Genomic DNA, 14,565 nt, shown 5'->3' with positions numbered 1-14,565 from the left:
GTTTAAAATAGGTCGTCGCTAGTTATACTTTTTGTTCTTTTACTATAATTTACAGAACGCTTCACGAAGAAATCTCCATGTTTTGTTCCAATGATTTCGTCGTCAAACCATTCGGTTTGCTCTAATAATGTATCGTTTACATCGAATACTTTTTCGATGCCAATGCTTTCCAATGAATTATTAAATCTGTTTTTTATAAACTCATTAATAACATCTTTTGGTAAAAATTCCAGTTCGCCAGCTTCAAAAATCCAATCGACCAATTTACTTTCAGAAATAAACGCTTCCTTACATAAATCCCTTACTATGGCACTATGTTCTTCACCAAACCACGTTGGGTTTTCATCTTTTATAATTCTAATAATATCAATTCCAAAATCACCATGAATTTGCTCTTCTTTTGAAGTTGCTTCAACAACATTAGACACCCCCTTAAGCATGTTTTTGTGCTTGTTGAAAGCCATAATTATTAAAAACTGCGAGAATAAAGACACATGCTCTATAAAAAGGGAAAACAATAAAATAGATTCTGCATACTCTTTGTTATCCTCACTTTTTGCATTCTTTAAAGCGGTTTCCAAATAATGAACACGTCTCATTATTACCGGCTTTTTCTTTAAATTCTTAAACTCATTATTAAGACCTAAAATTTCCAATAAATGTGAATAGGCATCGTGGTGACGCACTTCACTTTCTGCAAACGTTGCGCCTACCGATCCTATTTCCGGTTTTGGCATTTTATTATAAATCTCGCCCCAAAAAGATTTTACTGCAACTTCAATTTGCGAAATAGCAAGCATGGTGTTTTTAATAGCGTTTTGCTCTACAATGGTCAATCTTGTTTTAAAATCCTGAATATCGCTTGTAAAATTAAATTCAGAATGAATCCAATAAGAGTGTCTTATAGCATCTACATAGTCGTTAAGCGCGGGATATTCATAAGGTTTTAAGTTAATCCGCTTTTCAAAAATATTTGTTTTTCTACTTCTAGCCTGTTCGTCTCTGTATAGTATATAGGCTTTTGCAACACGAGGAAAAGAGCTTACCATCAATGTTTCCTCTACAAGATCTTGTACTTCTTCTACGGTAGGCAAATAGTTGTAGTCTATGCTTTTTCTATCTAATAGCTTTTGTAAAACATTTACAGAGATTGTGTTTGCATCTTCTTTAGTACCGTTTCCAACAGAAATCATTGCTTTTTCAATGGCATTAGAAATTTTATTTAAAACAAACGGGCTTGTTTCGTAGTCTCTCTTTATAATTTGAGTAATCTCCATGAGAAAAAATTTTAATTTAATGGATTAAATAATTAATGGCATAAATGATCTTTCTAAATGTTGTTCAGCAGTTCAAATACTAGCCTTCTTGCTTTTTTATAAAAATCAACAAAATTTACTTGAATTTCGAGAATACAAAGATTGTGAAATGATTAATATCTTTTCTAAAAAGACGGAAACGTTTTCAACAAGTTTTTAACAAACAATGAAACGCTTGAAAATCAATAAGTTTACAAAAAAATATAGTTATTTTGCTGAAAAACAAGGTTTTACAATTTTAAAAAAATAAAAAAGTTTACAAAAAAGAATCAAGTTTTAAGCATAAAAGCCTTTGTTTATAAGGCTTTTTCTGGAGTTTTTATTTGAATGTTTTGGAGTGTTAAAAAGTTTCTGCAACCTTTTCTAATTCGGCATACCAATCCTCGCCAAATTTGCGTATTAGGGCCTCTTTTACGAATTTATAAACGGGAACACCTAATTCCTCTCCAAGCTCACATGCATCATCACAAATTTGCCATTTATGATAATTTACACCAGAAAATTCTGTGTAATCTCGCACGCGAACGGGGTATAAATGACAAGAAATAGGTTTCTTCCATGAGATTTCGCCTTGATTGTATGCTTCCTCAATCGCGCAAAGTGCAGTTTTATGTTCATCAAAAATAACATAGGCGCAATCGGCACCGTTTATTAACGGTGTTTCAAATTCACCATCTTCAGTAGTTATAAAAGCACCTTGGTTTTCGATAACTGCAATACCTTCCTGTCGTAAAAAGGGTTTTACTTTTGGATATATGTCTCTAAGAACACCTGTTTCCTCTTTATCTAACGGCGCACCAGCATCACCATCTACACAACAAGCACCTTTACACGCACTTAAGTTGCATAAAAAATCTTTTTTTATAATCTCTTCTGACACAATGGTTTTTCCTAATTGAAACATAAAACTACTTCTAAAAATAATTTACAAAAATAGATAATCTTGACATTATTTTTAAGATAATTCAGTTTTAATACTATATTTTTGCGGAAAATTCAGAAATTGACAAAAAATGTATTTCTAAATTTTAAATTCCTGCCTTCGCAGGAATGACAATTTTATAAGTCTTGCAAAAAATTGCAAGTAATTTTTACTATTTAAAAAACTAGTGTCATGCAACTAAATTTTAAAGAAATAATTACTGCGTTTATGATATTATTTGCCGTTATAGATATTATCGGTAATATTCCCATTGTTATAGATTTACGAAAAAAAACAGGAAAAATTGAAAGTGGGAAAGCATCCATAGTCGCTGGTTGCATCATGATTCTTTTTCTTTTTCTTGGAAAAAGCATTTTAAACCTTATTGGTATTGATGTCAATTCGTTTGCAGTAGCTGGTGCGTTTATATTGTTTTTTATTGCACTTGAAATGATTTTAGGTATTACACTATATAAGCAAGAAGAAACCAATCCTTTGACTGCCTCTATTTTCCCATTAGCCTTTCCCCTAATGGCTGGCCCTGGAAGCTTGACAACACTTTTGTCGTTACGCGCCGAATTTAGAGTTGAAAATATTATCGTAGCCATAATTCTAAACGTTATTTTTATATTTGTGGTTTTAAAAACGTCTTCAAGAATTGAACGTTTTTTAGGAGCAAATGGCATTAACATTGTCAGAAAAGTATTTGGTGTTATTTTATTGGCCATTGCGGTTAAACTATTTGCGCATAATATAAAAGCTCTATTTATTTAAGCCCAAAACAATTACATTATTGAATAACGAATTATAAGAAATTTTAAACAGATGAAGTATTTCGCATATATCATTATTATTATCTCTATTGGCTTAGGTGTTTTTAACGTTCGTGAGATTGACATAAACGCTCCTTTTGAAGGTCAAAGCATGATTGGACTCATTACTATTTTAGCTTCACTTTGTGCTATTGTTTTAATGTTGATCTTATTAACGTCGAAACGTATCGAGGAAAAAGTAAAAAACAGGAAGTAACATGTATGATGCTTTAATTATTGGTGGAGGAGCCGCAGGATTATCTTGCGCATTGATTTTAGGTTCTGCAAAAGACAAACCATTTGCTCAAGGTAAAAACATAGCACTAATTGCACATCAAAAAACATCACATCTTCAAAACGCATTGTTCAATAATGTTTTAGGCTTATCTCCAAGCACCACGGGTGCTTCAATTTTAGAAAGTGGTAAAGCCCAACTTTCAAACTTATATCCTCATGTGGAACAGATTGAAAAAGAAAAGGTTTTAGAGATTTCTAAAGTTGAAAATTATTTTGAAGTTAGAACCAATAAAAACTCATATCAATCTAAAATAGTAGTGGTTGCAGTTGGCTACACCAATTTAATGCACATTAAAGGTTTAGAACGCTTTGTTGAACCTCATCCAAGAGCAGCCATTGAAAAAGACCGTATATGGTTGAAAAATGTGGACCACCTTATTGAAGAAAACTTATATGTTGCCGGCACTTTAGCAGGATGGCGTAGTCAGTTTTCTATAGCTTCTGGAAGTGGTGCGCATGTGGCTACCGATATCTTAACGCTTTGGAATGGTGGGAAGCATGCTAAGGTGCATGATAAGATTTCTGAGTAGTTGTTTACGATGAGACTTCTTGAAATTCCCATCACTATTGCTTTATTATTTTTAGCGTTTTAGGTTCGTTTTCTAAATATACTTTTATAAAATACACGCCAAAGTCCAAAGTAAGATTTTATACGAAATAAAAGTATTAATTTGACAAGTATTCGTTGAAAGAAAATACAAATAGGTTAAGTGCACTATTTTTTTCATCAAATCACTCCCCGTCCTCACTCAACTTAATCACCTCATCAATCATAATATCATGTTGATTGATGACTTCATCAAAAGCGCCATCACCAAAAATTTGGTCGGCTAGTGTGGCTTTTATGTATTGCTTTATTTCGTCGTAATAGGCAACAAAAGTCACTTTAGAATCAGACCTTATATTTAAATAATCTTGAAATTCAGAAGTCATTGCGTCACTCACTATAAAAGTTTCTATAAATTCTTTTCTGGTATAATTTTTAAAAGCATCACGGTTTTTTTCTAAAGTCTCAAACACAAAATAACCTATAATACCTCTGCGTTGTAAATAAGTAAGCGTTTCATTTTGCATAGATTTATCGACAGGTACAAAAACATCGGGAATAATTCCTCCGCCACCATACACCACTTTACCTTTTGGCGTGGTAAATTTTAGTGAATCCTCAACTTCAATTTTATCGCCATCTGATAATTCACCTGTTTCTAATCTTTTATAATAATCCTCATAATAATCCTTATTACCCTTATCATATGGACGCTGAATAGAACGTCCCGTTGGGGTGTAATATCTAGATACCGTTAAGCGCACCGCACTACCATCTCCCAAATCCATTTCTTGTTGCACCAATCCTTTTCCGTAAGAACGTCGTCCAACAATTGTCCCTTTATCATTGTCCTGTAACGCACCTGCCACAATCTCACTTGCCGAAGCCGAATTTTCATCAATCAATACATAAACAGCACCCTCTTCAAAATCGCCATCGCTGGTAGCAAAACTTTTTTCGATATGTCCACGTTTGTTTTTTGTAAATAACAGTAGCTTATCATCTTCTAAAAATTCATCTAAAATTTTTTCCGCAATTCCTAAAAATCCGCCCGGGTTATCACGTAAATCCAAAACAATTTGTTTTGCACCTAGACCTATTAATTTATCAAGTCCTTTTTTAAATTCCTTATATGTAGATTCCGCAAATCGGTTAATCTTTATATAGCCCAATTCCTCAGTAAGCATATAAGAAGCATCAACACTTTTAATGGGAATTTTACTGCGCTTCACTTTAAAATCCAGAAGTTCTGGTTCTCCTTTTCGAAATACTTTCAAAGTCACTTTAGAATTTAAAGGCCCTTTCAATTTTTTTATAATTTCAGGATCGCTTAAACCTTCTCCAAAAAGCGTGTCATTATCTGCCATCACAATGCGATCGCCTCCTCGAATACCAGCTTTGGCACTTGGGCCGTTTTCAATGGCACGAATCACAGCAATAGTATCTTTGTACGTATAAAAACTAACCCCAATACCCACAAAATCACCCTTCATGTTTTCGGTAACACGGGCCAAATCTTCTTTTGGAATATATACCGAATGCGGATCTAAATTCTCCAAAATACCGTTAACCGTTACATCAACAATACTGTCAGTATTAATCTCGTCCACATAGTCATAATCTATATAGTCTATAAGTCTATTGAGTTTTTCCTTTTTACTATTAGATGAAAATAATCGATCTGGAGCGTCGCTAAAATTTAGTTTTCCGCCAACAAAAATGCCAGCAGCAATAGCCACACCCAAAAACAACGGTAAATATTTTTTCTGAAACATTATGCCTTTATATCTTCAATTAATTTTAATTCAATACCTGCTTTTTTTAAGAATTTCAGCCCAGAATCATCTTTATAACCTTGATGATATACCACTTTCACAATTCCAGCCTGATGAATCAACTTACTACACTCCTTACACGGCGACAGCGTAATATACAAGGTTGCCCCTTTACACGACTGTGTAGAAGCAGCCACTTTCAAAATAGCATTTGCCTCGGCATGCAACACATACCATTTGGTATAACCTTCTTCATCTTCACAGAAATTCTCAAAACCTGAAGGTGTACCATTGTAGCCATCAGAAATTATCATTCTATCCTTTACAATAATCGCACCAACTTGCTTACGCTCACAATACGACAATTTACCCCACTCCTTTGCAATTCTTAAATAAGCCTTATCGTATTTTAACTGTTTGTCTTCCTGCATTAATTTTTATTATGGCTTACCTTCAATTTATAATCCGAAAGATAACTAAGCTTTCGTGTTCGGGGATCAGACTTTCTGTTCCAATCTTTTTATTCGTATCTCTCAAAAACGATTTCCTCTACTCCTAAAATCTCGGGACTTTACACAAACCCTGTAACGAAAATAGCATGAATGTATTTTAATTACAATGAATGCGCGTTAAAGTTTATACAAAAGTTTGCAAATAGATGGCAACATTTACTCAAAAACAGCATTATTCAAAAGCATTGGAATAACCAATCCTATAACAATAGACGAAATTACCATTACCCAATCGCGTTTTGAAAATCGAAATATAGTCTGCACCAAATATCCTAAAAACAGCACAATAAAGACGATGATAATTTGAGCAATTTCAATACCCAAAGCAAATTCTAACAGCAACACCAATTTTTGTTTTGAATCTCCCAGCAGCATTTTGAATTCGCGTGCAAAACCTAAGCCATGTATAAGTCCGAAAAATAAGGTTGTAAAAAATAAAATACCAATACGTTCCTTTTTAGCCCCTTTACCAGCAGTAAACACATTAAAAATAGCAACAACTAAAATAGTAATAGGAATTAAGAATTCAACCAAAACACCACTTACAGTTACAATGTTATAAGCCGCCAAACCAAGTGATAGCGAATGTCCTACTGTAAACACCGAAACCAACAACAAAACACGTTTCCAGTCTCGAAAAATATAGGGAATGGTAAGCACCATTAAAAATAAAATATGGTCGTAGGCGTTTATGTCTAGTACGTGTTTGGCACCTAATTCAACATTAAAAAGAAAATCGTCAAGCATAATAATAAGATTTTAGGGTACTTCAAAGATACGATTATTCAAAACGCTAAAAAAAGCAAACTATTACTTTTACATAAGTAAATATACTCAAATCAATAGCCATCTTTTTTGCCACGAATTCACTAATTAGTATGAATAAAAGATTCACGAAATTATTGTTCAAAAACGAAATCACAAATAGAAAAATCTAAAGATTATTAAAAATATTAGAGGAAGCATCAAAGAGGCGAAAATCAAAGTATAATTTCAACTATTTGAAACACACAAATAAGACAAAAAACACACTTTTATTTACTTATTTACACATTTTTAAGTCAAATAAGCAAAATAATTTTTATTATTTATATATATTTGATGTAAATAAGAAATTAATGGTTGAAAAAATTTCTAAATCGCAAGTACTAGAGCGTATTCAGTTTGAAAATTACTGGTGGCATAATAATAGCATAGAAGATGATTACAATGAAATGCAACGCAGACTGTATTTTGACATATTTAAACCTATGGTTTTAGATCGTTCAGTAAAAAGAGCGGTGGTGCTTATGGGACCACGTCGTGTGGGCAAAACAGTAATGCTACATCATACTATACAAGAATTGATAGAGCAAGGCATATCGGCAAGGAAAATAGTTTTTATCACGGTGGAAAACCCTATTTACACCAATATAGGATTAGAAGAATTATTTAAATATGCATTAGAAGCTACAGGAAACCAAGATGCCAAGGATTGTTATGTGTTTTTTGATGAGATTCAATATTTAAAGGACTGGGAAGTACATTTAAAAACATTGGTAGATAGTTACCGTAGCACAAAATTTATAGTGTCTGGAAGTGCTGCAGCAGCCCTAAAATTTAAAAGTAACGAAAGTGGCGCAGGTAGATTTACAGATTTTTTATTACCACCTCTTACCTTTTATGAATACATACACATAAATAGATTACAGCATTTAATGGTAGAGAGCACCCTTTTGTGGAAAGGGAAAGAACAAGTGTTTCATGATACGGTAAACTCGCAATTACTTAATGAGCATTTTGTTAAGTATATTAATTTTGGTGGCTACCCAGAGATTATTTTTTCGCCTCAGATGCAAAAAAACCCAGGACGTTACATTAAGCAAGATATTGTAGATAAAGTATTATTAAGGGATTTACCTAGTTTATACGGCATTAAAGATGTCCAAGAATTAAACAGACTTTTCACTACTATTTGTTTTAATACCGCCAACGAGTTTGATTATGAGGAGTTAAGCAGGACTTCTGGCGTAAAAAAGCATTTGATTAAGACCTATATAGAATATTTGGAATCCGCTTTTTTAGTGAAGAAAATTAGCCGTGTAGATCAAAGTGGCAAGCGTTTTAAAAGAGAAGTTAAGTTTAAAATGTACCTCTCGAACCCATCTTTATACGCTGCTTTGTTTACACCCTTGGCTATTACAGACGAAAAAAGAATGGGCAATCTTGTAGAAACAGCTATTTACGCACAATGGATGCACCGTGATTGGTTTAATCCATACTACGCACATTGGGGAAAAGGAGAAGTAGATATGGTGGGGCTTGACGACGGTAGCTTAAAACCAGTATGGGCATTAGAGATTAAATGGTCTAACCGCTATGTAGAAAAACCAAATGAACTTAAAAGTTTACTAGCTTTTTGTACTAAAAATAATTTAAGCTCTGCCCTTGTGACCACTATAGACAGCAAAGTGCAACAAGAATATAAAGGTGTGCAAATTCAGTATGTACCTTGTGCTACCTATGCTTATAACGTAGGTAAAAATACATTGGATAAAAAGTGACAATAGTCTTAATAAGAATTTATTTTAATGAAGAAGAAAGAGAACCTGCCAGCAGGAAAGAGCGTTTTTATTGCGGTAATTTCAAATGATAGATGGTATTATTTTATATTTGCACCAATAATGATAAAAAGCAACTATCAAATGTCTCTACGATTTTTTGTAATTTTAAGCACCTGTTTTATACTATTTTGCTGCAACAATTCCGCACAAAACTCAAGCGAAGCCAATAATGATGAAGAGTCCATTGAAAGCAGTATCTTGACCGAAGCGGAAATATCAAAATTAAAATACATTGAATTTACCCTAGACCCAAAAGCCGAGGTTTTAGCTGAACCATGGGAACCTTATTCCAGGCTTAAAACTACTATTGAAAATATTAAAAAAGCTGATTTTTCGTTTTTTGTTGACGATAACCAAGCCACTTTTGAGCTCATTAAAGACATGAGAAAAACCATTCCGGACACACTTAACAATCAAGCTGTTTTATCTAGAATTAAAATTATTGAGACCATGCTTTTCAAATTAGATGAAGCTTCAAAATTCTCAAATATTACAAAGTCTGAACTTTCGAAAATTGTAAAAGACCTGTTGATAGCGTTCTCAAACTTAAATTTTCAGATAAATAAAAAACTGGAGAAAGACAGTCAACAGATATTACGTCCAGATTAAATTTGATTCACAAAAAAAAAGGCGCATTCTAAAAAGAACACGCTTTACTCTTAAAAAATCTAAATATTATTTATTGCTTTGGTTGCCCTGCCGTCTGTGCCGCTTGTGCTTGCAGAGCCTGTTTTTGTCGCAACAATTCGGTTTTTGTAAGCTGTGTCAAACTAAAATTTGGAGATGCTTTTAATGCAGCATCTAAAATATCAACCGCAGCGTCTATATTATTTTTTCTATCTTTTTGAAACAAGTGCAGCGCCTGTAAATACATAAATGCGCTTTTAAGTTCTACTTGATAGGGCTGTTGTTTCTCATAGTAAGCATGCTTCATATCTGGTTTAGAATTTGCCAAACCGTAGTTGATATGCTTTAAAGATTCATCCAATTTTTGCAATTGCATGTTAAGCTCTGCCAACTCATACGCCAATTCTGGACTAGGCTGTCTTTTAAACAATTCATTAAAATGTACCAAAGCACGTTCTGGTTGTTTTACCGCTTTAAGAGCCATGGCCTTTACTTCTACTGCAATATCAGAATCATCTACTTTGTGGTCAATACCAATGGTGTTTAACGCCTGCATGTATTGGTTCTCACTCAAATAAATATATGCCAAAGTATCTTTTCTTGCTTCGCTAGGCACTAATATATTTAAATGCGTCATGGCACCAATAAGCCCTTGAATGTCGCCCTGTAAACGCATTTGGTCTCTATAAGCTTCAAAATGTTTTATCAATTCAGTATTGCTTTGAGCACCTATTTGAAGTGCGCTTGCAAATACTAAAAGCATTGCTAATCTTTTCATCGTCTATCTCGTTTTTAATTTAATGTCCAAAACTATAAAAATTTGGCAGTTATTCTCTTAAAAGTTTATTAATTGTTAGGATTAGTCTGCTTTATTTTTTTGGAGACTAATATGTCATAATTAAAGAACCCTTTTTTTGTGGTAAGCTCTATTTTCTTATATTCATCCAATTCTTTAAAATCACTTGCAGAAAAGACCAATTCCTTATTCTTTCCATTATAATTTATAATAAAATATGTTTTTTTTTCAGAACTGTTTTTTATGTTATAAGAGCCACTTTCTAGTATGTTATATTCAGTTATTGTTTTAACATCACTTGACAAAAAATAATTCAAAGCGAAAAATAAAAATAATACAATCCCTCCATAGCCTGCTAAGAAATGCATAAAAGGATATAAGTAGCGGTTTCTTCCCTCATATCTATATAAATCACTATAGTTTTTATAATCAATAAAGCTTGTTAAAACTCCAACTGTTAAAACAATTAGTACTGGAGTAATAAAATCTATTAGGGTTTTATAAATAATTGGTATTTGAGCAAACAAGAGAATAAGCCCAATAACGAATGTAGTCTCATAAAATATTTTTCTCTTTTTAGAATTTTTCATTGAAACATCTGAAAACTAAGGTATAATAATACTTTTTTTAACCACCACCGCATCATTCAAAACAAAAGGTTTCGGTATCATGCTCGAATATCTGTTTGGCACTTCAAATACATCATTATCCAACAAATCATAGGACGCTTCATATAAAACCAGTTTTGCTTTTTGGTCTTTCAGGAAACTCAAATTTAGCTCTAAAGGTTTGTTATTAGATACATAATAGGTTATTAATCGGTTTGATTTTCGACGGTTGAATTTATATGTACCATCTTCTTCAATCTCAAGTCCGTTTATTTTTAGGGTATTGAAAACTGTAGTTGTATCTGCAAAAACCTCAATTCTCTGTACCTTTCGTTGTGGTGTAATACATATATCTACAAATTTAGAATTGCCAATTATGGTATCGTTGGATACTTCAACAATGGGCTTTAAAATAGGAACGACATCAGCTTCTTTTGTAAACTCAATTTTAGTTTTGTATTTACTTGAAAGTACGTTTTGGTTTTTAGTTTCGGCAGGTTTTTTATCAAAGAAATTCGCTGTCCAATCGTCTAACTTTCTATCATAAGTTGCCCATTTTGCGGTATTGTCATCAGCATCTAAAATATACAATAGGCTATTTGGTTTTGGACGTTCTCTTGTAAAATCTGATTGAAAATGTGCCTTCACAAAATAAAATAACGCAAAAACTAAAAACAGATAACTCCAACGTTTTTTATGTCGAAAATAAGCAAACACCGAAACCAATAAGCCAAACATTAAAACCACCAACACGGTAGATGTTACCATCATTTTCAAACCTAAACCTACGGGAAACATTTGTACCAATGGAGAGAAAATAACCAAAGCTGGAAAACCCAATAAAGCCATGAATACTAAACTCGGTTTTTTTCGCCTTAACAGGATGAAAAAGCTTAACAGTCCAAAAAATACCGGAATGATAAAAAAGCTTGCGCCTTCTAACTTAAAAGCAATAAACCCACAAATAATCAGCCAAAAGAACAATGGTGCTACCATTAAACTTGCAGCATTGTCGGGTTTGAACACCTTACTATATATCAACAGACAAATAGCAATGGATAAGTACACAAAAGCAGCAATATAGATATGGCCGTTATAAGTAAAGCCCTGTAACATTTCACTATAATTTGGATAAAGCGCAAGTATGAGCTTCCAACCAAAAGCACCAACCAAGCCACAAGCTGCGAGGGCTCCAATAAATGCTGCAAACCCATTTCCTACAGGTTTTAATTCAATCCTTCTTTTTTTAAACCCATAGACTACCAATAACACAAACACCAAAACAGCCAAAATAAATAACGGCAAAATCCATGAATATGGGTAGGTTATCATTTTAAAATAGGGCACGTTAAAGAACACCAAATCATCAATACTTTTTAGTGTGTTTAAATCTGCTTCACTAAAATAATGTAGCAATGGCATTAAATAACTGCCTTGGTGTTCTAGGGTATTTCGATCTAATCTTTCGTAAGTATCTAAAGCGGTGTGGTAATCAAAATGGTCATCTACAAAGGCGAAATTGAATCCGTCAATATCTCCATCTTCCCTAAATCGTGTTAAATCGGTATCGTTAGGCAACATTTTATAAATACTATAAAACAAAGAATTCCCCAACGGATATTCTAAATCTGCCGAAGCAAACGCCTTAATTAAATTTGCATTTCCTTTGTTGGTTTCAACCAGCATAATGCTTGAACCCCCACTTCCCCTAGCCTCAAAATTAAGTGCTATTCCAACATCTTTTGCCCATGGGTGTTTGTTTACAAAAATATCAGCACCATTTAGCCCTAATTCTTCCGCATCTGTAATTAAAACAATTATGTCGTTTTTCGGAGTTTTATTTTCACTTATAAATGCTCTCAAACCTTCTAAAATAGCAACCACTCCAGAACCTGCATCACTCGCACCAAAAGAAGAATGTGGATCGCTATCATAATGTGTCAATAACAAAACTGCTTTCCCGTTTTCACTTCCTTTTAGTCTTCCTAAAATATTAATGGGTTTAGAAAACTCGCCGTCTTCATCTATAGAATAGCCTTCTTGTGTTTGCGTTTCCAAACCTAAATCTTGTAGGTTCTTCAAGATATAATCACGGACTTCCACATGAGCCTCGCTCCCCAAATAATGGGGTTCTTTTGAAATTTTTTTAAGATGAAGCAATGCCCTTTGTGTTGAAAATTGGTTATCGGGAGCATCGATGGTGGAAATATCACTTGGAATAATGGCTGAAAAACTCCAATAAATGGCTAAAATCATCAATACCAGTGCAGCGGCTTTTTTTATCATAATCTAAACACAGTAGTTCTTATTTATAAATGTACGTAATACCGAAAGAACGGCAAAAGAACTGATTAAATTCGTTTCTATTTCCTTGAGATAAAATTTGATTTAAATTTATTATCAATCAATTTGAAATTCATTTGGTAAAATTTATGATTGAATTTTTTACTTCATAATTACTTTTAGGAAAACTAAAAAATTTTAACTACATTTAGTTTTACTAAAAAAATTAAATATTATGGCTATAAAAAGTTTTCAAGGGGCAAGAAGACAACAGGGGAATGCAGGCGATGACACTCCTTTAAAAGTAAGTGATTACATGACAAGGGATTTAATAATCTTTACCAAGGAGCAAACTATAGAGACAGTAATGCAAACATTAATTAACAATAACATCTCGGGAGGGCCTGTGGTAAACGATAAAGACGATCTTATTGGTGTTATTTCTGAAACAGATTGTATTAAGCAAATTAGCGAAAGCCGCTACTACAATATGCCAATGCAAGATAAAACCATTGAAAATTACATGACTACAGATGTAGATACTATTGATGGTAATATGAATATTTTTGATGCAGCTACGAAATTTTTCGAAAGCAAAAGAAGACGTTTCCCTATTGTAGAAGAAGGGAAATTGGTGGGACAAATTAGCCAAAAAGACGTTTTAAAAGCTGCGATGAAACTTAAGGGGCAAACTTGGTAGTACTCAGTAAAATTCCAAAAAACAAGAACTAAATTCCAAAAAAAAGAAAAACCTACAGATTCCTTTGTTTTTGGTCTCTTGCTATTGGTAAATCGGTAATGATAATTTTGTGTTTTAAATCACTTTCCAGGGTTGCAATTTTAGAATAATTGTAACCTAAAATTTCTGTGTCTAAAACTTTCCATTTTGCAATGCCACCTACGGTAACGGTTTCTCCAACTTCTAAAATACGTTCGGAATAGCGCAACCTTTTATTAAAACCCAGAAGATTTTCACTCTTAATATTAAACTCTTCTAATAGTTCTTGAAACTCTGGAGTTGGGTCGTTTAAAAATCCCGAAGACACCGTTTTATCTTCAACTAAATAGCTTTTATAATTTTTAGGGGATTTTGAGGGTTTTATCATTACCACTTCTCCTTTTCTTTCAATAAAAAAGTCTTGAATATCTTCTTTTTCAACTAAGGTTTTCCAATATGAATTTTTACCGCCACTCTTTTTTTGTCGGATTTTAATTTCGTACGCCACACATTTTCGTTTACTGAACGGTGCAATAAATGGCTCATGCACATGCAACACCTTACCTGTTATTTTTGTTGGCTCATTGGTTCTGAATTGTAAAATTTCTTTGAATTTGAATTTTTTAAGATGCCTTAAAATGACTTGCTTTTTTCCGAAGTAATACACTAAAAAAGCAATTGTGATGGTGGCGCAAATTATTAAGGGAATTATAATTTCTGAAGACATTTATTTTTAGTGACGGTTTACC

15 protein-coding genes are annotated in these 14,565 nt (G+C 33.1%); 6 read left to right on the top strand and 9 right to left on the bottom strand.

Annotated elements, in window-relative coordinates; genetic code table 11:
• Nucleotides 1–2 precede the first annotated feature (2 nt).
• Together ABXQ82_RS06450 and ABXQ82_RS06445 are read right to left on the bottom strand one after the other, a co-directional pair.
• Entirely contained in the window at nucleotides 3–1,277 is a 1,275-nt protein-coding gene (locus tag ABXQ82_RS06450) for a ribonucleotide-diphosphate reductase subunit beta (protein WP_367056609.1), read from the bottom strand.
• Nucleotides 1,278–1,656: 379 nt separating this feature from the next.
• Nucleotides 1,657–2,220 carry a DUF3109 family protein gene (locus ABXQ82_RS06445; RefSeq protein ID WP_367056607.1) on the bottom strand — a complete coding sequence of 188 codons (564 nt, stop codon included), beginning with the start codon at nucleotides 2,218–2,220 and terminating at the stop codon, nucleotides 1,657–1,659.
• A gap of 210 nt (nucleotides 2,221–2,430) precedes the next feature.
• On the opposite strand from ABXQ82_RS06445, the gene ABXQ82_RS06440 reads away from it, so the two are divergent.
• The 3 genes from ABXQ82_RS06440 to ABXQ82_RS06430 are packed head-to-tail and all read left to right on the top strand — an operon-like array spanning nucleotide 2,431 to nucleotide 3,877.
• Complete coding sequence (locus ABXQ82_RS06440) at nucleotides 2,431–3,012, top strand: MarC family protein (RefSeq protein WP_367056604.1); 582 nt, start codon at nucleotides 2,431–2,433, stop codon at nucleotides 3,010–3,012.
• 51 nt (nucleotides 3,013–3,063) lie between these two features.
• A complete protein-coding gene (locus ABXQ82_RS06435) occupies nucleotides 3,064–3,267 on the top strand; it encodes a hypothetical protein (RefSeq protein ID WP_367056601.1) in 204 nt (67 codons plus the stop codon).
• A 1-nt stretch (nucleotide 3,268) separates the two neighbouring features.
• Entirely contained in the window at nucleotides 3,269–3,877 is a 609-nt protein-coding gene (locus tag ABXQ82_RS06430; RefSeq protein WP_367056598.1) for an FAD-dependent oxidoreductase, read from the top strand.
• Nucleotides 3,878–4,079: 202 nt separating this feature from the next.
• Here the strand turns inward: ABXQ82_RS06430 and ABXQ82_RS06425 are convergent, their stop codons facing one another.
• The 3 genes from ABXQ82_RS06425 to ABXQ82_RS06415 form a co-directional block, all read right to left on the bottom strand.
• The gene (locus tag ABXQ82_RS06425) at nucleotides 4,080–5,672 is read right to left on the bottom strand and encodes a S41 family peptidase (protein ID WP_367056672.1); all 1,593 of its coding nucleotides are present in this window, start codon (nucleotides 5,670–5,672) and stop codon (nucleotides 4,080–4,082) included.
• Nucleotides 5,669–6,100, bottom strand: a complete 432-nt coding sequence (locus ABXQ82_RS06420) for a dCMP deaminase family protein (RefSeq protein WP_367056595.1) — start codon at nucleotides 6,098–6,100, stop codon at nucleotides 5,669–5,671. Before ABXQ82_RS06420 ends, ABXQ82_RS06425 begins: the two co-directional genes overlap by 4 nt.
• Nucleotides 6,101–6,337: 237 nt before the next feature.
• Nucleotides 6,338–6,928 carry a HupE/UreJ family protein gene (locus tag ABXQ82_RS06415; RefSeq protein ID WP_367056592.1) on the bottom strand — a complete coding sequence of 197 codons (591 nt, stop codon included), beginning with the start codon at nucleotides 6,926–6,928 and terminating at the stop codon, nucleotides 6,338–6,340.
• Nucleotides 6,929–7,299: 371 nt separating this feature from the next.
• On the opposite strand from ABXQ82_RS06415, the gene ABXQ82_RS06410 reads away from it, so the two are divergent.
• Nucleotides 7,300–8,724 (top strand): ATP-binding protein, encoded by a 1,425-nt coding sequence (locus tag ABXQ82_RS06410; protein ID WP_367056589.1) that lies wholly within the window; start codon nucleotides 7,300–7,302, stop codon nucleotides 8,722–8,724.
• A gap of 27 nt (nucleotides 8,725–8,751) precedes the next feature.
• On the top strand, nucleotides 8,752–9,393 hold the full coding sequence (locus ABXQ82_RS06405) for a hypothetical protein (RefSeq protein WP_367056586.1): 642 nt from the start codon (nucleotides 8,752–8,754) through the stop codon (nucleotides 9,391–9,393).
• Between the two features lie 70 nt (nucleotides 9,394–9,463).
• Here ABXQ82_RS06405 and ABXQ82_RS06400 read toward each other — a convergent pair whose 3' ends face one another.
• From ABXQ82_RS06400 to ABXQ82_RS06390, 3 genes are all read right to left on the bottom strand, one after another.
• On the bottom strand, nucleotides 9,464–10,189 hold the full coding sequence (locus tag ABXQ82_RS06400; RefSeq protein ID WP_367056583.1) for a hypothetical protein: 726 nt from the start codon (nucleotides 10,187–10,189) through the stop codon (nucleotides 9,464–9,466).
• A 68-nt stretch (nucleotides 10,190–10,257) separates the two neighbouring features.
• Complete coding sequence (locus ABXQ82_RS06395) at nucleotides 10,258–10,797, bottom strand: hypothetical protein (protein WP_367056580.1); 540 nt, start codon at nucleotides 10,795–10,797, stop codon at nucleotides 10,258–10,260.
• Nucleotides 10,798–10,812: 15 nt separating this feature from the next.
• Nucleotides 10,813–13,101: a M28 family peptidase gene (locus ABXQ82_RS06390; RefSeq protein ID WP_367056577.1), complete on the bottom strand. Its 2,289-nt coding sequence runs from the start codon at nucleotides 13,099–13,101 to the stop codon at nucleotides 10,813–10,815.
• 232 nt (nucleotides 13,102–13,333) lie between these two features.
• Between ABXQ82_RS06390 and ABXQ82_RS06385 the strand changes: the two genes are divergently transcribed.
• Nucleotides 13,334–13,798, top strand: coding sequence for a CBS domain-containing protein (locus tag ABXQ82_RS06385; RefSeq protein WP_367056574.1), 465 nt, complete (start codon nucleotides 13,334–13,336; stop codon nucleotides 13,796–13,798).
• 52 nt (nucleotides 13,799–13,850) lie between these two features.
• Here the strand turns inward: ABXQ82_RS06385 and ABXQ82_RS06380 are convergent, their stop codons facing one another.
• Nucleotides 13,851–14,543: a hypothetical protein gene (locus ABXQ82_RS06380; protein ID WP_367056571.1), complete on the bottom strand. Its 693-nt coding sequence runs from the start codon at nucleotides 14,541–14,543 to the stop codon at nucleotides 13,851–13,853.
• Nucleotides 14,544–14,565: the final 22 nt, after the last annotated feature.

The organism is Algibacter sp. 2305UL17-15, from assembly GCF_040720935.1.
Classification (GTDB): domain Bacteria; phylum Bacteroidota; class Bacteroidia; order Flavobacteriales; family Flavobacteriaceae; genus Jejuia.
This window is presented reverse-complemented; position numbering and strand designations above follow the sequence as displayed.